This window comes from Parcubacteria group bacterium (assembly GCA_016204045.1).
GTDB lineage: Bacteria > Patescibacteriota > Minisyncoccia > Phycocordibacterales > UBA2135 > JACQLQ01.
The window spans coordinates 85,680-102,227 of sequence record JACQLQ010000001.1 but is presented as its reverse complement, the minus strand read 5'-3'; the positions used below and the strand labels follow the sequence as shown (position 1 = coordinate 102,227).

The following is a 16,548-nucleotide window of genomic DNA, read 5'->3' as shown; positions in this document are numbered from 1 at the left end:
AAAACAATGAAAGAATTTGGTGTCCCCAAAGAAGTTCTCGAGGTTGTAACAACTCTCCAAAAGGAGGGGTTTGCAGCATATCTTGTCGGCGGTTGTACGCGCGATTTGTTTTTAGGTAAGAAACCAAAAGATTGGGATGTAACAACAAACGCAACGCCAGAGAAGATCCAAGAACTTTTTCCCCACACCTTTTACGAAAACGAGTACGGCACCGTCGGTGTGGTGAATGAAGAGGTGGTTGATGAAACCTTGAAAGTGGTGGAGGTAACGCCGTATCGCATTGAAGAAAAATATTCTGACAAACGCCGACCTGATGCAGTGAGGTTCACCGAAAAACTCGAGGACGATCTCAAGCGCCGAGATTTTACGGTGAACGCGATTGCTTATGACCCTGTTAATCGAGATATTTTTGATTTCTTTCACGGCGAACAAGATCTAAAAGATAAAATCATCCGTGCTGTTGGCAAAAGTGAGGAGCGTTTTGATGAGGATGCACTCCGTATGATGCGTGCAATACGCCTCGCCGCAGAACTTGGCTTCGCAATAGAGACCGATACGGGGGATGCTATTAGTAAACTCGCAGCAAATATTGAGCTGATAGCAAAGGAGCGTGTGCAAGATGAGTTTTCTCACCTTCTTATGTCACCGTCTCCCATGCAGGGTATACAAATGCTTCATGAGCATGGGCTCCTCAAGTACGTCGCACCCGAGTTGGAAGAAGGAATCGGCGTTGAACAAAACGGGGATCATATTTATGACGTTTGGGAGCACAACCTACGTGCTGTACAACACGCCGCAGAACGTGAGTGGCCGCTTCATGTCCGTCTTGCTGCCCTTTTCCATGATGTCGCCAAGCCAGAGACGCGACAGTGGTCAGACGAGAAGAAGGATTGGACGTTCTACGGGCACGATGTAGTAGGGGGGCGCCAAGCAAAAAATGCTTTACAGCGCCTTAAATATTCAAATGACATCATAGAGACGGTGGCGAAACTTGTGCGCTGGCACTTATTCTTCAGCGACATAGATCAAATCACGCTTTCTGCTGTGCGCCGTCTTGTGCGCAATGTCGGCCCCGAGAATGTCTGGGACCTTATGAAAGTGCGCGCATGCGACCGTATTGGTATGGGGCGGCCGAAAGAGAAGCCGTACCGTCTCCGCAAATACGAATCAATGATTGAGGAAGCGACTCGCGCGCCCGTGACGGTGGGGATGCTCACCATTGATGGTGCGCGCATTATGGAGCTCGGAGGAGAAACCCCTGGCCCACGAATCGGGTGGGTGCTCCATGCGCTTCTGGAAGAAGTGCTTGATGATCCAACACTGAATACAGCGGAGAATCTTGAAGCACGAGTTGTCGCTCTCTCACAACTCTCTGATATAGAACTTAAAAAACTTGGTGAAGCAGGAAAAGAGAAACGATTGGAAGAAGAAGAAAAAGAAATTTCTGAAATTAGAAAGCGACATGGGGTAAAGTGATTAGAACCCATCTCAAAAATCCATTCCGGCCCTCTGAAGCGCGGTTTTCGTCTGCGACGCCTCGTCTCGGCCTCACAATAGCTACACTATTCCTCGACCTCCGACTCGCGGCTCGACAAGGAAACCGCGCTTCTCGACTCGAAAGCGATTTTTGAGATGGGTTCCAACTAAAAATCCGCCTCGGTCGTAACCGAAACGGATGCGTCATACCTTACTCCACTACGGGTGGGGGAAAGAACTGGAATCCGGCCAAGAAATTCTCCGGAGCAGGCGAACGACCGCGTTGCGGGTTCGCCTCCATGAAGCCTTCAATAACCGAGAGCGGCTCGATTGCATCCAGGCATTCGCGAAGCGCCTCGCGGAATTCCTGCACCTCAAAGGCGGCAGCAGTATTTGCTTTGGCATCATTCGTGCGCAACATACGCTCGAAAAATTGGTTTGCCCGCCCACTGAGCTCTCCTTTCAAATGCCGCTCAATGTCAGTGGCAAGCATCTTGAGCGACCCAGCAACAAGCACTACGTGCAAGAGATACCATTCACTTGTCGGAGACAAGACGTCTTTGACACGAATCCATGTCGGGTCCTTGGCGTCCACGTCATCGGTTTCGTGCAGGGCAACATCACCCCAGTGAACGAAGACGTGGTACATTGCGTTCATACGACTACCCGTCTCCGTATCGTTCTTGAAGTCCCGGCCAGGTACACCCTTGACGACTGTGGTCAGTGGGTAGACATCAGAGGCATGAATGCCCATGACACCAGCCTCTTCCAAACCTTCTTTCATGGCGGCTTCAATGCATGTTTCGATGTCGCCACCTTCGGGAGTCCAGTCTTTCTGCATACCCCCTGGTGTTGCACGACGCGGAGAAAGGTATCGTCCCTTCCACTTTCGCGGATCAACATCGGTGATGCCAACGATCCACAATTCCCCTTCGTACCAGCGGAGAAACAACATGGTCCCTCGCCCACCGGTAAAGGGGGCAACGTCACGCGGTCCGCGAACGTGCATTAGTTCGCGACCCGCGTGTGCTGACGTGGTCAGTTCCATCGCCCACTACTCCTTGTTACTTGGTGCGGTTGTTGCGCCGAAATGCCCCGTTATGGGGACACGATGGCGTCCTTTTTGACTATACCAATTATATACTTATTTGTCAATGCCTCGTTTAGTTACGCTGTTTGCCATGGAATGTTTTGTGGATATCCTTCAAATGACGATCGGTAACGTGGGTATATACCTGCGTGGTGGCTATGTTGGCGTGACCTAAAAGAGCTTGGACACTACGAATGTCAGCCCCATTCTCAAGGAGGTCGGTTGCAAACATGTGCCGAAGCGTGTGGGGGGAGACACGCTTATCAATGCCCGCGCGGATGGCGTGTTCTTTCACAATGCGGGCAACCGAACGAGGAGTAAGGCGAGAAGCGCTGTTTGCTCTTGAAACATTAACAAAAAGTGCGTCATCTACGTCGGTTCGTATATCAAGATATTCCTTAATCGTTTGCTTTGCCTTTGGCGAGATAAAAACGAGGCGCACCTTGTCGCCCTTACCACGCACAGAGACCTCATCTCTCTTCCAGTCCAAGTAGCGCGAAAGGGAGCAAAGCTCCGCAACACGAAGACCGGTTGAAAAGAGGAGTTCCAAAATAGCAAGGTCGCGTAGCGCCTTGAGTTTTTCTTCGGGCTTTTCTGCCTTTGCTAGCGCCTCTGCCGGGGAGGCAAGTAACCGCCCTAGTTCTTCTGCAGAAATGAGATCGAGGTCGCGGTCACCTTGTTTAGCAAGCTCGATACGATCAGCGGGTAGGGATGCGACATCCCTGCGTGCCAGGTACTTCAAAAACTGCCGAAGTGCAATTAAAAAGTAATTTTGTGTTTTTTTTGTATACTCTTTCCTATTGAGATGTAAACGATATTTTCGTACAAGGTCCTCAGTGACATCTTGGGGGTATTTTACCTCGCTCCACTTCAAAAACTCCGAGAGGTAGTGGTCATAATTTTCAATAGTTCGTCGTGCTCGGCCACGTTCAATTTCGAGATATTCCAAAAACTCTCTTTTGAGTGTGGAAGCATCGAGAGGCATGCTTTTATTGTATCACTTCGCAATCACCAGCTCGGTCGAATTGTTTCTTTTGGTCGATATATGTATTGACATAACACTATTTGCATTTTTTAATAAAGTATGCTATGCTTTCGGTAATGCTTACGAAACGGCAAAAAGATAATGTTTTCAAGAAATTTTCCCAAAAAGAGGGCGATACAGGCTCTCCTGAGGTGCAAATTGCCCTTCTTTCAAGGCAAATTGACGCACTCGCGGAACATTTGAAGAAAAATCGCAAAGATAAACACTCCCGGAAGGGACTTCTCCAAATGGTTGCTGACCGGCAAAAACACCTTCGCTACTTGAAGAAGAAAGATGAAAAACGGTATGCGAGCACGGTGAAGAAGCTTGGGTTGAAGTAGCAGAGTAGCAATACTTTACACAAACGGCCCTTATGGGGCCGTTTGTGTAAAGGTCGAAAGTATTTTAATCTACAGATTAGAAGCTATTATTAGAAATTTTTACATATGGCAGTTATTAAACATAAGAATCAGCGTGTTGGGGTTTTTATAGATACACAAAACTTGTATCACAGCGCAAAGAATCTACATAATGCTCGCGTTAACTTTAGTGCAGTCTTGAAAGAAGCGGTTGCAGGACGACAACTTGTCCGCGCCATTGCATACGTCATCACCACAGAATCTGGCGAAGAGAAGGCATTTTTTGAAGCGCTTGAAAAAGCGGGGATAGAGACAAAAACGAAGCCACTTCAAATCTTTTTGGGTGGTGCCAAAAAGGCCGACTGGGATGTTGGCATGGCAATCGACGCGATCAAGCTCGCACCAAGATTAGATGCGGTTGTAATCGCCTCGGGTGACGGAGACTTTATTACCCTTGTCGAGTATCTAAAGGCACAATGGAATACACAAGTAGAGGTTATTTCATTCAGCCGCTCTGCGTCAGGAAGACTAAAAGAAATCGCAGATGACTTTATAGACCTTGGCGAAGAACCAAAGAAATTCCTCATAGGAAATGCGCCACGAAAACGCTAAAGAAAAAACCGCCCCGATGTAACATCGGGGCGGTTTTGCATTACCCAATTTGAGGAATAATTCTTCCGTGATCCTCCGTGAGTCCACAGCGATTCACGTGCTCATTGAATCTATCCCTCTTGATGAATCTCCAACAATGGGGACATTGACCGGCGCAACAGCTTCCACAATCTATTACGCCACCCTCTCCGAGATGACACGTGTGCGTGCACTCATCGTCCTTTTTGGGTGTATCTTCGTCAAAGGTCAAATGGGTCCTCCCCCCTAACAACAGGATCGGGAGGAAGAGGGGGAAGAGGACGAGCGTCTTCTTTGTGCGCCGATGACAGATGCAGTTCGAGCATCCCAATCATGATGCGCGTGCCACACTGTGGGCACCGCTCACAACACGCAGCAATGTGCACCCCCACAACCATACTATCTCCATCGTTTTCATTTTCGTGGTGACAACTGCATTGGCATTCAAAGGCATCCCTTGCGCAACCGCCTAGAAGAGCCATGAAAGTCCCCAATAGAAGTATCTGCAACACAAGATGCCATGAATAAAGCCGTAACGCAACCGTTCCAAAGAAAAGGCTTTGTGGTACCTTTTAACTATCATAGTAAAATAGTGAGTATAGCGAACATATTTTACTAGACCCGCCAAAATTTTTGCGAAGCAAAAACTTAGGCGGGTGCGCAAAAATTATAGTCGTTTATTATCACTCACTCCTTAATTTTTGGCATGAAAACGCAAACGTTCTCCACTGAAATCGGCGGCAAACAGCTTACAGCTACCTTTAGTGATCTAGCGGAAAAGGCAAACGGGTCGGTTATTCTCTCGTGCGGCACCACAACCGTACTTGCAACAGCGGTGATGGCGAGGGGCACGAGGGGGGACACGGATTTCTTCCCGCTTACCGTTGACTATGAAGAGAAGTTTTACGCGGCAGGAGAAATTTTGGGGAGCCGCTTCATGCGACGAGAGGGGCGCCCATCAGACGAGGCCATCTTGGGTGGGCGAGCCGTTGACCGAACCATACGGCCACTTTTCGATAAGCGGATGCGAAATGAAGTGCAGGTCATCATCACCATCCTCTCCATGGGAGAAGATGACCCGGGTGTACTCGCGATTAATGCGGCGTCATTAGCACTCGGAACATCAGATATTCCATGGAACGGACCCGTAGGCGCTGTGCGCATAGGAAAACACGACACCAATGCCGACTTTGTCACTAACCCCGCACTCAAACACCGTCAGGATGAAAAAAGTGTATTAGACCTGCTTATCTGTGGAAAGGATGGGAACGTCAACATGATCGAAGCGGGGGCTAAAGAGGTGGGCGAGGGGGAAATCAATGCCGCACTTGCTACAGCAGTATCGGAAATAACGAAACTCGAGGCTTGGCAGAAAGAGATAATACAGAAAGTGGGTCTTGTAAAAACGCCGATTAACTTTAAAGAACCGGGTAATGCGCTCAAAATTCTTTTCGCAGAAAAAATCGAACCACGATTTGCGGAGTGTGCATTTATGGAGTGCTTGCCTCCACTTGAGGAAAGACTGAACCCGCGCAACGTCGGCACTGGTAGTCGCATTAAAACCTACGATGACTTACGCGGGGAGTGGTTTGAGTTGGTAAGAGCTGTCCTCCCCGAGGAGAGTACCGCTCTTGCAAGTGAATATTTTGAAGAGAAGATGGATGCGCTGGTCCACAAAGCGGCCCTCGAAGAGGGGAGGCGCGTTGACGGAAGGGGTATGGATGAGATCCGCCCACTCTACGCAGAGGCGGGAAGCATATCCCCAATGCTTCATGGGGTGGGACTGTTCTATCGTGGGCAAACTCATGTGCTTTCTATTGTAACTCTTGGGGGGCCTGAGCAAGCACAGATTATCGAGGGCATGGAAATCAAGACCAAAAAGCAGTTCATGCACCACTACAACTTCCCACCTTTTTCATCTGGAGAAACAGGACGTCTTGGGGGAACAAATCGCCGCATGATAGGACATGGGGCACTCGCTGAAAAAGCGTTGTTCCCTATTATTCCTTCAAAAGAGGTATTCCCGTATACGATACGTGTTGTCTCGGAGGTTATGTCTTCAAACGGCTCAACATCAATGGGTTCGGTCTGTGCCGCAACACTGGCCCTTATGGACGCCGGGGTGCCAATTAAAAAACCTGTTGCTGGAATGGCCATGGGGCTTATGCTTGGGGAAAATGGCGACTATAAAATCCTAACCGATATCCAAGGGCCCGAGGATCACCACGGAGACATGGACTTTAAGGTCGCGGGCACGCGCGATGGCATTACCGCTGTACAGATGGATATTAAAATCGGAAGTATTCCGATTGCCATTCTTGCCAACGCATTTGAAAAGGCGCGACTCGCACGACTCTTTGCGCTGGATGTTATGGAGAAGGCAATGCCGAAGCCGCGCGTAGAAACAAAACCATCAGCGCCAAAAGTGTTAACGCAAAAAATCGCTACAGACAAAATAGGACTTCTTATCGGTCCGTCCGGCAAAACAATCAACAAGATTATTGCCGAAACTGGTGCTGAAATTTCTATCGAGGAAGACGGCACGGTCTTTGTTATAGGCAAAAACGGCGCCGCAGAAACAGCGTTACAAAAAGTGCAAGCGATAGCCCACGAGTGGACTCCCGGGGAGCGCGTCGAAGGAGAGGTGGTCCGCCTCTTTGAATTCGGGGTAATGGTCAAAATCTCACCGTTCGCCGATGGGCTTGTACATGTCTCCGAACTTGCCCCGATACGCATCGACCAGCCTAGTGATATCTTGAAGGAAGGGGACCGCGTCCCTGTTGTTGTAAAAGAAATCGACGAGAGGGGAAGAATCAATCTCTCTATCAAGGGTGCAGATCCAGACTTTTTCCGAGGAAAGATTCCTGCAGACTACGCCTCGCGCCCACCAAGACCGTCCAACCATCGTCCCTACCGCTCAAACGGCCATTCATAGCAAAAACCCCTCCACCTTAGGTCGGAGGGGTTTTTCTAACAAACGTAACGCGATATACTAGAAACAATGCCCCCACAAGAAAACACCACTCCTCAACAAAAGGCCGACGGCACAGAGATGCCACCCCAGAAACCAGAGACGCAAGAGAAAGAGGGATTCTTTGTTTTTGGCGGAGCCTCCGAAGCCGCTCCCAACAGGTCATTGTCAAATGAGGTCGGCGAAATCTGGAACGGCACAACAGAAAAAAAAGAAGACATCACAAAGTATGGTGTACAACCCATGGCTATAGACGAGGATGCGGAGACACTGCCCATCACTCCAAGTGAACTTGAGGTGGGAAAGCAGATACCTGTGCCCAAAGAAGAGACGGTGGAATCCCGAGCGCCAGAAAGTATTCCGCTAAGCAATATCCCCACCATTCCACAAAAAACAAACTCTGTAGAAAAAACGGAGTTGGTAGCACCGTCAAAGATTCAGGAAAAGCCAGTAGTTGAAAATCCCAGTATTGCTTCGTTCCTAAAACCACTTCGCACTTTCAAGACCGACGTCACTGAAACTATCCAGAGAGAGAAGCGCTCGATTACGGGCATTGCCCTCGCCGAACATGCAAAACGCGAGACGCTGGGGGTGGATGCAACGAATAGAGAGCGTCGTTTCCCACTGCAACAACTGCTCCTCGTGGGACTGGGGGTTATCCTTATCGCAGGAACGCTCGGGCTTGGTTTTTACATATTCACACAGCAACAAGAAGAACAGGTGGAACTAGAGGTCGCTCAAAACGAAACCCTTTTCACCGAAGAAGTGGCCGACGTCGTACTGACATCACTTTCGCGCTCCCACATCGAAAGCCAGATAAGAAAGCGGGTGAACGAAGTTAAGCTAACAATAAACGACATGCTACGCATTCGCTTGGTGCGTGAAACCCCTTCTCCTGCAAGTAGCGCGGGCACGACAGTGTCCGCAATCAGCGCCCAAGAACTCTTTCTCAGTATAAGCCCCGACATGCCTTCCGCGTTGACACGCACGCTTGGCTCCATCTACGTCCTTGGTTTTCACGCGCTGTCACAGAACCACCCATTCCTGATTCTTAAGGTCTCTTCGTACGACCAAGCGTTCGGCGGCATGCTTGAGTGGGAACCAGCAATGCTTCAGGGGTTAACGCCTCTTCTCCTCGGCACTGCGCCACGCGGACTTTCGCGTGATGCGCGCTTCGAGGATGTCATTGTTAAAAACCAAGATGCGCGCATGCTTCGTGACGCAAGCAACCAAATCCTTCTCCTCTACTCTTTTATTGATGGGGAAACGCTTCTTATCGCGACAAACGAAGTCACTTTTGACGAGGCGGTGAAACGACTCAAGCAACCCGAGCGTGTAACGCGGTAGTGGCTTCTTCCTTGCATACCTTTATTAAATTTCATATAGTGCTTTTATGATAGACATCAATACGTACAAGAAAAAACTTGAGGAAGAAAGAGGGGTTCTCGTAAAGGAACTTTCCTCAGTCGGCGTCCAACAGCCGCGAAATCCGAATGATTGGGAGGCGCGCGAAGAACCTTCATCCGATCAAGCAGATCCCAGTATTGTCGCTGACGCACTTGAAGATGTGGAGGAGCGCCACGGGCTTACCAACACCCTCGAGGAGCGACTTAAAGAGGTAAACGCCGCTCTTGCCCGCATTGAAGAGGGTGAGTACGGCAAGTGTGATGTATGCGGAAAAGAAATTGAAGAGGACCGACTTCTCGCAAACCCCGCAGCAGCCACATGTACCACACACATGGCTTAAACGTGTTGCACTAGCAGCACCAAAAAGCGCCCTGGCCACAGGGTGCTTTTTGGTGCAAGCCCCCACACCTTTTGTGTCATTGCTTTCATTCTTTCTAGATAACACAAAATATCAAGAAGTGGGCCGACGAGGATGAATAATAAAAAAACTCCCCAAGAAAAGCAGAATAATGACATGAAAGGTTGTGGGGGCAAGTGGTGAACGGGTGTACCTTTTTGATACACTACATCAATATGAAACTCGCTCGCGTTTCATCCGCACAGGTGGTTGGACTACGCTCAGAGATTATCACGGTCGAGGTCGACCTTTTCTCTGGCGTTCACTCGTTTTCTGTCGTTGGACTTCCGGATAAAGCAGTCGAGGAATCGCGCGATCGGGTATCCTCCGCTGTTAAAAGCACTGGGTTCCCCTCTCCCAAGATGGGCAACAGCCACAAAGTGGTTGTTTCATTGGCACCTGCCGATGTGAAAAAGGAGGGGCCACTTTTTGACCTTCCCATAACACTTGCGTATCTCCTTGCAGCAGAACATATTCGCTTTAACCCAGAGAAAAAGATGTTTCTCGGAGAACTCGCGTTGTCGGGTGAACTGCGCCCAATGCGCGGCGCCCTTCTTCTTGCAGAAAAAGCTCGTGAGGAAGGCTTTCAGGAGCTCTATGTTCCTGCGGCAAACGCGGAAGAGGCGGCTCTTGCACACGGCATCAAGGTATACGGGGCAAAAACACTCCGTGACATCGTAGATCACCTCAATGAAAAGAAGTTGGACCACGAAACACTGAAACGCACCTCTCTTATGGGTGTGAAACTTGAAGTCCAAAAAGAAACCGTGTTTCAACCGAAGGTGGGCGCTGTTCAGACCAGTTTTGAAGACATTGTTGGACAAGAAAGCGCCAAGCGCGGGCTCGCCATCGCTGCAGCAGGGGCACACAACATCGCCTTTTATGGTCCTCCGGGCACAGGAAAAACGCTTCTTGCGCGAGCGTTTACGGAGCTACTTCCGCCACTCACATTAGAAGAAGCGCTTGAGGTAACAAAAATTCATTCAGTGGCGGGCAGACTTAGTGCGCCCATTGTAGAAATACGCCCCTTTCGCTCTCCGCATCACACTGCTTCACACACGGCAATTGTCGGGGGCGGCTCATTCCCGCGCCCAGGAGAAGCAACACTCGCGCACCGCGGAGTGCTTTTCATGGACGAATTCCCAGAGTTTGATAAGCGTGTTATTGAGGCGTTGCGCGTCCCACTCGAAGACGGCACGGTCTCTGTTGCACGCGTGCGTGGGTCGGAGACATTCCCAGCCGAGTTTATCTTGGTTGCCGCAATGAACCCGTGTCCGTGCGGATTTCGCGGAGATCAGCGCAAAACATGTATTTGTGTGCAGGGCGCATTACAAAAATATGCACGCAAAATTTCAGGGCCCATTATGGATCGTATTGATATGTGGATCGAGGTGCCGCGCATTGATCCAAAGAGGCTCGAACTTAAAACAGCATCAGACAAAGAGCGCTCCGAAAGAATGGCGGCAACCATTGCTATGCAGGAAAAAGTTATACAAGCACGAGAGATGCAGTTTAAACGATTTGGGAAAGCGCGCACAAACAGCAGGATGACCATACGCGAGCTTGAACAATTTGCACACCTGACACCAGAGGCACAGAAAACACTAACGGACGCTTCTGCGACTCGAGATGTCTCCGCTCGTGCGTACCACCGCATCATTAAGCTCGCTCGCACGATCGCCGACCTTGAAGGCAGTCAGGACATTTCTAAGAATCATATCCTTGAAGCATTCCAATACAGACCAAGAGAACTTTTTGGTGCAATCTAAATCACCCATGACAAAAAACAACATTCAACTTGTAGCATTTGATCTCGACGATACGCTGGCGCCCTCCAAGACGCCGATTGACAGTGAGATGATGGGGCTTCTCCGCGAGCTTCTTAAACATAAGAAGGTCGCCATCATATCAGGTGCGAAACTTTCGCAAATCCAGAAACAACTTCCAGAGAACATGCCAGATGACGTGGAGCTCCAGAACCTCTATCTTTTTCCCACCTGTTCATCATCTGCTTTTTGTTACGACAACGGTTGGCAACAAATGTACGAAGAGACATTGAGTGACGAAGAGAAAGAGAAAATCTTTGCGGGGTTCGAAAAAGCGTTTGAGGAAACTGGCTTCAAAAAACCAGAAAATCCATTTGGGGCACTGCTAGAAGACCGCCGATCAATGGTCGCCTTTTCGGCGCTTGGACAAGACGCGCCATTTGAGTTAAAGAGGCCGTGGGACCCTGATGGAGCAAAGCGCAAAGTCATCGTCGATGCCCTCCAAAAACACATACCAGATTTTGAGGCGAGAATCGGCGGCACAACGTCGATTGATGTGACGAGGCGGGGGATAGACAAGGCGCACGGCATCAGAAACATGGAGAAGCACCTCGGTATTCCTAAACATGAAATGTTTTTCATTGGAGACGCACTTTTCCCCGGCGGCAACGACTACCCTGTAAAAGAAGTTGGGGTTCCGAGTCAGATAACCTCGGGCCCGGAAGAAACAAAGCGTATTATCGCTCAATTACTCGAAGAGATGTAAAAACAAAAAACTCCCTTGAGGGAGTTTTTTGTTGACGGCACACTAGCGGAGTGAGACGACAAATGATTTGAGGCTTCCGACAATCGACAGGCCCGAATTCTTTCCTTCGATACCATTTTTGAGAAAGGTGGTAAATTCAGTGCCTGTCTTTTGATCGAGATAGAACACAGCGGTGCCTATATTGCGTGAAGAAGTTATGAAGATTGCGGTTGCTTGGAGCAATTTCTGTACCTCATCTTTATGAGCCTCTTCCGTGCGATTATTTAGAAGCTCTTCGGCTCGATCATTCACTTCATCAAAAAGAGTTTTTGCCTGGTTTAAGAGCGCAAGAGCAGTTGAATCTTTGTCTTTGTTGATTTCATCAACGGCTTCAGAAAGCTTCGTGGCACCCTTCTCGAGCATTCCAAGATACAATTCTGTTTCATTGAGGAATTTCTGAAGGCGCTCCTCGGCAGCTTTCTTTTCTGCTTCTGCCTTTCCGGCCGTCGTCACTTGTATCTCTTGTTTGAGCTCCGCCTCACGCTTTTCATTTTTTGCAATCGTTGTTTGGAGTTCTTCTTTCGTCTCTTCCGCTTGGCGTTCGACTTCCTTGCGTTTCGTCTTCTCCGACAAAGCTTCATCTCTTAGATCGCCGAGCTCGGTTTCTATTTTCTTCTCGAGTTCTTTTACCTTGTCTGATGCTTCGACGTATAGCTCAATAGCCTGTTTATACTCTTTAAAAGAGGTGTTGAGTGACACATCACCCTTCTGGAGTAACGCCTTCACTTCAAACCAATCGCCCTCTGCGGCGGCTTCTTGTGCTTTCTTTAATATCTCCTCGGCAACTAGGAGATTTTTCGATTCTGCCGCTTTTTCTGCAACGGCAACCCCCTCATCTTCGGGGGTTGACTCGTTGAGTTCGCTGTAATAACGAAGTGCCGCAGCATAATTGCCTTCAGCAAAGGCCGCTGCCGCCCGTTCTTCCAGGCTACTCGCGAATTGTTGCTTGAATACGACATAGGAACCACCAACGGCAGAGGCAAAAACAACAAGGGAGAGAACAACAAATGTTGGGATTTTAAAAGCGGGCATAAGAAAATGTTATTTTTATTATAGCAAAGACTGTCTGTTTGCTACAATGAAGTGTGATGTCTACAAAGAAACATCCGAATCCTAAGATTGCTCGTGTGAGACACGACGAATATATTGCTCACTTTAACTGTACTTCGTGTAAAAAATGGTGGTCGGTTGCTGATGCTCCAAAATCTAAGAAACAATGGTTCTGCCCATGGTGTGGAGAGAGTCAACAATACTAAAAGCCCCCATTGGGGGCTTTTAGTATTGTTGACTAGAAAGGATTTTGCGCACCGCGAATCTCGAAGTGGAGGTGTGGACCCGTCGAGCGGCCTGTTGAGCCGACATAACCGATGATCTGTCCCTGTACGACTTCTGACCCCGCAGAAACAGTCAGGGCACCCAAGTGGGCATAGAGCGTCTGGGTTCCGTTGCCGTGCAAAAGAACCGCGTATGTGCCGTAGCCACCATTCCACCCCGCTACTCGGGCAATGAGGACACGTCCGTGTGCCGCAGCAACAACTGGGGTGCCATAAGGAGCCCCGAGATCAACACCATTGAAGCCATGAAGTCCTTGGGTCTTCCGGCCATCAACTGGTCTGATGTAATAACCGCTATACTCTGGGCCGTTGGTTCCATAGGCACGCGAAGGAGCACTTGCGACATATGTCGGTGTACCAATCTCCCCATCAGGAATAACGACAGTGTCTCCAACCTTAAGCTCTGCGGCATCCGCAATGTTGTTGAATTGTTTTATTTCTTCAACACTTCCCTTGTACTTCTTTGCAATCGAAGAAATGGTGTCTCCTTCTTTTACAATATAGCGCACTCCAGAAACGGGGAGGATTACAAGTGTTTGACCTGGACGGATAAGACCGCCGTAGCCAATGTTGTTCGCCCAAATAATAGTATTAATCGAGACACCGAACATTTTTGCTATACCCGAGAGCGAGTCACCCTCGTGCACAACATAGATGCTTATCTGGTCCGAGTTTGGTGGCTGGTTTTCGATATCGGCAATCGTACCGAGTGGTCCAGCCTCGGAGAGAAGCGCGCTTCCACCAACAATGGTTATATCACCACCTCCCTTTGAAGGGTTGGGGTCGTAGTTCAACGCAGCCTTAAGAACTGTGGCTGTCTGCGAGTTTTCTTCAGAAAGCTCTATGACTTCAGCCTCAACGGGGGCAAGCCACTTGGTAATAAAAGAGAAAACGCCAGCATAGAGGGGTGCGGCTGGCATTCCGAAAGACACAGAAACAAACGCGATTGTGGTAATCGCTTGAGAAACAAAGAGAGTAAGACGAGACCTATATGTCGCCCGTGAGCTACCCTTCTCCCTGCTCACAGGGTCATGATTGATCTCTATAATAAGGCTAAGTAAGGCCTTTGGAATCCGTCGACCGTCAACTCTAGTCACGCCATACGAATGGATTCCAAAAAGCGGTTAGGAATTCGGAAATATCAAGCAAACAAAGGCTTTTTCTAATCTTTCAGGGCAATACCAAGTAGTATAGCCCCACCAGGGTGATAAGGCAAGGGAAGTTTTCCACCGTGGCAAAAATTCGCCCATTTTACCCTTATTTTACCGTCATTATGAACAAAAAACCTTTTAAAACAAGGGTTTTCTATGTTTACCTGGAGGTGCATGTGCTACAATTCAGGACAATGCACCCACATCTCGAGGGCTTGAATGCGCATCAGAAAGAAGCTGTTCTCCACAAAGAAGGCCCGCTTTTGGTTATTGCTGGGGCCGGGGCTGGAAAAACAAGGGTTGTGACCCACAGAATAGCCGAACTTATACGCGGGGGTGTTGCTCCAGCAGAAATTCTTGCTGTCACCTTCACCAACAAGGCGGCAACCGAGATGCGTTCCCGTATCGGCAAGTTACTCTCATCTAGCAACGAGGCAACAATGCGGGGATACGGCACGGATTTTGATTTTCCGTTTATTGGCACCTTTCATTCGCTCGGTGTTTATCTTCTCCGCGAGAAGGGTGGTGCCATCGGTATCAAGAAAAGCTTTTCGATCAAAGACCGCGAGGATTCCAAGGCCCTCGTGCGAGAGGCCTCTAAGAATGTCGGAGTTGACACCAAGCAGTTTGACCCGGGGAAAATGCTCGGGCATATCTCTCGAATGAAGGGGGAGTTAAAGACGGTGGATGAATACGAAGAAGAGTTTGGTGGAGACTACTTTCCTGATATTGCAGTGCGTGTGTGGAGAGAATACGAAACGTCTCTCGCAAACGAAAATGCACTCGATTTTGATGATCTTCTCGTTAAGGCGGTTCATCTCTTGAGAACGAGCGTGGAGACTCTGGAGTACTTTCAAAAACGTTGGCGCTTTATGCATATTGATGAATATCAGGATACGAATCATGCGCAGTACATCTTGACGAAACTCCTTGCAGAAAAAAATAAAAACATTTGCGCGGTCGGGGACACAGATCAGCTTATTTATTCATGGCGTGGGGCAAAGATAAAAAACATTCTCCGCTTCGAAAAAGACTATCCCGACACCAAGATTGTGTTTCTTGAGGAGAACTACCGTTCCACAAAGACCATTCTCGCCGCGGCAAACGAGGTAATAAAGAAGAACACCCTTCGTCAAGACAAAACGCTGTTTACGAACAAGGGTGAGGGAGAAAAGATCGGCCTCTTTGTTGCACCAGAAGAGATGGCAGAAGCGTTTTTTGTCGCATCAAAAACAAACGAGCTCATAAAGAGTGGGGTTTTAGCAGAAAGCATTGCCGTGCTCTACCGAGCAAACTTCCAGTCGCGTGCGCTTGAGGAAGCACTTCTAGCTCTGGGCGTGCCCTACGTTGTACTAGGAACACGTTTCTTTGAGCGCCGGGAGGTGAAGGATGTCCTTTCCTACATCAATGCAGCGCGAAATATTGAGAGCTTGAGTGATATCAAACGCGTTATTAACACCCCACCTCGTGGTATCGGTAAAGTAACGATTGTGAAACTCTTTTCAGGACAGCGAGAATCTCTGCCTCAAAAAACGAGGGGTGTTCTTGATGATTTCTACGTACTGCTTGGAGCAATCAAAAATGAATCTGATAAAAAAACACCGGGAGAACTCATAAAGTTTGTGCTCGAGCGTTCAGGTTTGAAACAACACCTTGAGGAAGAAGGCGGGGAGGGGGCGGAGCGTTTACAAAACATTAAAGAGCTCGGAACACTCGCGTCCCGCTACAGCGACCTCACAAAGTTTCTGGAAGACGCGGCCTTAGCAAGCGATCAAGATACACTGGAGCGCAAGGGGCGTGGTGTGCGACTCATGACCGTTCATGCAGCAAAAGGGCTTGAATTTCCTTATGTTTTTGTCACTGGTTTAGAGCAGGGTCTCTTCCCATCGGAGCGCGAAGGGAATGAAAGAGACGCCGAAAAGGGCGAAGAAGAACGACGGCTCTTTTATGTTGCGCTTACGCGTGCGGAGAAAAAATTATTTTTGTCATATGCGGAAACACGCATGATCTTTGGTTCGCGTGATTTCAATATGCCCTCGGAATTCTTGAGTGACATTCCAGCACAACTGCTTGAGACGGAAGTTGTGTCAGATGAGATGCTCCTGCCAAGTATTAGTTTTTGACCTAGAATCACGACT

At 48.9% G+C, this 16,548-nt stretch carries 13 protein-coding genes; 9 read left to right on the top strand and 4 right to left on the bottom strand.

Annotated features, from left to right (window positions below):
• The first annotated feature begins 6 nt into the window (after positions 1-6).
• Positions 7-1,476, top strand: a complete 1,470-nt coding sequence (locus HY455_00560; protein ID MBI4118024.1) for an HD domain-containing protein — start codon at positions 7-9, stop codon at positions 1,474-1,476.
• A 211-nt stretch (positions 1,477-1,687) separates the two neighbouring features.
• On the opposite strand, the gene HY455_00555 is transcribed toward HY455_00560, so the two are convergent.
• Positions 1,688-2,524, bottom strand: a complete 837-nt coding sequence (locus tag HY455_00555; protein ID MBI4118023.1) for a hypothetical protein — start codon at positions 2,522-2,524, stop codon at positions 1,688-1,690.
• Between the two features lie 115 nt (positions 2,525-2,639).
• Positions 2,640-3,326 carry a tyrosine-type recombinase/integrase gene (locus HY455_00550; protein ID MBI4118022.1) on the bottom strand — a complete coding sequence of 229 codons (687 nt, stop codon included), beginning with the start codon at positions 3,324-3,326 and terminating at the stop codon, positions 2,640-2,642.
• Between the two features lie 341 nt (positions 3,327-3,667).
• Here HY455_00550 and rpsO point away from each other — a divergent pair, with 341 nt between their 5' ends.
• The 7 genes from rpsO to HY455_00515 all read left to right on the top strand — a co-directional run bounded on the left by rpsO (position 3,668) and on the right by HY455_00515 (position 11,886).
• Complete coding sequence (gene rpsO / locus HY455_00545; GenBank protein ID MBI4118021.1) at positions 3,668-3,931, top strand: 30S ribosomal protein S15; 264 nt, start codon at positions 3,668-3,670, stop codon at positions 3,929-3,931.
• A gap of 105 nt (positions 3,932-4,036) precedes the next feature.
• Positions 4,037-4,561 carry an NYN domain-containing protein gene (locus tag HY455_00540; GenBank protein ID MBI4118020.1) on the top strand — a complete coding sequence of 175 codons (525 nt, stop codon included), beginning with the start codon at positions 4,037-4,039 and terminating at the stop codon, positions 4,559-4,561.
• A 724-nt stretch (positions 4,562-5,285) separates the two neighbouring features.
• Positions 5,286-7,514, top strand: a complete 2,229-nt coding sequence (locus HY455_00535) for a polyribonucleotide nucleotidyltransferase (protein ID MBI4118019.1) — start codon at positions 5,286-5,288, stop codon at positions 7,512-7,514.
• Positions 7,515-7,580: 66 nt separating this feature from the next.
• Positions 7,581-8,897: a hypothetical protein gene (locus HY455_00530; protein ID MBI4118018.1), complete on the top strand. Its 1,317-nt coding sequence runs from the start codon at positions 7,581-7,583 to the stop codon at positions 8,895-8,897.
• 46 nt (positions 8,898-8,943) lie between these two features.
• Complete coding sequence (locus tag HY455_00525) at positions 8,944-9,297, top strand: TraR/DksA C4-type zinc finger protein (GenBank protein ID MBI4118017.1); 354 nt, start codon at positions 8,944-8,946, stop codon at positions 9,295-9,297.
• Between the two features lie 233 nt (positions 9,298-9,530).
• Complete coding sequence (locus HY455_00520; GenBank protein MBI4118016.1) at positions 9,531-11,123, top strand: YifB family Mg chelatase-like AAA ATPase; 1,593 nt, start codon at positions 9,531-9,533, stop codon at positions 11,121-11,123.
• Between the two features lie 7 nt (positions 11,124-11,130).
• Positions 11,131-11,886 (top strand): HAD-IIB family hydrolase, encoded by a 756-nt coding sequence (locus tag HY455_00515; GenBank protein ID MBI4118015.1) that lies wholly within the window; start codon positions 11,131-11,133, stop codon positions 11,884-11,886.
• Positions 11,887-11,928: 42 nt separating this feature from the next.
• Here HY455_00515 and HY455_00510 read toward each other — a convergent pair whose 3' ends face one another.
• Positions 11,929-12,957 carry an exodeoxyribonuclease VII small subunit gene (locus HY455_00510; protein ID MBI4118014.1) on the bottom strand — a complete coding sequence of 343 codons (1,029 nt, stop codon included), beginning with the start codon at positions 12,955-12,957 and terminating at the stop codon, positions 11,929-11,931.
• A gap of 256 nt (positions 12,958-13,213) precedes the next feature.
• Positions 13,214-14,179 carry a M23 family metallopeptidase gene (locus HY455_00505; GenBank protein MBI4118013.1) on the bottom strand — a complete coding sequence of 322 codons (966 nt, stop codon included), beginning with the start codon at positions 14,177-14,179 and terminating at the stop codon, positions 13,214-13,216.
• Between the two features lie 425 nt (positions 14,180-14,604).
• Between HY455_00505 and HY455_00500 the strand changes: the two genes are divergently transcribed.
• Entirely contained in the window at positions 14,605-16,533 is a 1,929-nt protein-coding gene (locus tag HY455_00500) for a UvrD-helicase domain-containing protein (GenBank protein ID MBI4118012.1), read from the top strand.
• Positions 16,534-16,548 lie beyond the last annotated feature (15 nt).

Excerpts from the sequence above, each read along its gene's own strand:
- HY455_00560 (MBI4118024.1), top strand. The coding sequence starts at position 7 with ATGAAAGAATTTGGTGTCCCCAAAGAAGTTCTCGAGGTTGTAACAACT.
- HY455_00555 (MBI4118023.1), bottom strand. The coding sequence starts at position 2,524 with ATGGAACTGACCACGTCAGCACACGCGGGTCGCGAACTAATGCACGTT.
- rpsO (MBI4118021.1), top strand. The coding sequence starts at position 3,668 with ATGCTTACGAAACGGCAAAAAGATAATGTTTTCAAGAAATTTTCCCAA.
- HY455_00540 (MBI4118020.1), top strand. The coding sequence starts at position 4,037 with ATGGCAGTTATTAAACATAAGAATCAGCGTGTTGGGGTTTTTATAGAT.
- HY455_00535 (MBI4118019.1), top strand. The coding sequence starts at position 5,286 with ATGAAAACGCAAACGTTCTCCACTGAAATCGGCGGCAAACAGCTTACA.
- HY455_00530 (MBI4118018.1), top strand. The coding sequence starts at position 7,581 with ATGCCCCCACAAGAAAACACCACTCCTCAACAAAAGGCCGACGGCACA.
- HY455_00525 (MBI4118017.1), top strand. The coding sequence starts at position 8,944 with ATGATAGACATCAATACGTACAAGAAAAAACTTGAGGAAGAAAGAGGG.
- HY455_00520 (MBI4118016.1), top strand. The coding sequence starts at position 9,531 with ATGAAACTCGCTCGCGTTTCATCCGCACAGGTGGTTGGACTACGCTCA.
- HY455_00515 (MBI4118015.1), top strand. The coding sequence starts at position 11,131 with ATGACAAAAAACAACATTCAACTTGTAGCATTTGATCTCGACGATACG.
- HY455_00510 (MBI4118014.1), bottom strand. The coding sequence starts at position 12,957 with ATGCCCGCTTTTAAAATCCCAACATTTGTTGTTCTCTCCCTTGTTGTT.
- HY455_00505 (MBI4118013.1), bottom strand. The coding sequence starts at position 14,179 with ATGCCAGCCGCACCCCTCTATGCTGGCGTTTTCTCTTTTATTACCAAG.
- HY455_00500 (MBI4118012.1), top strand. The coding sequence starts at position 14,605 with ATGCACCCACATCTCGAGGGCTTGAATGCGCATCAGAAAGAAGCTGTT.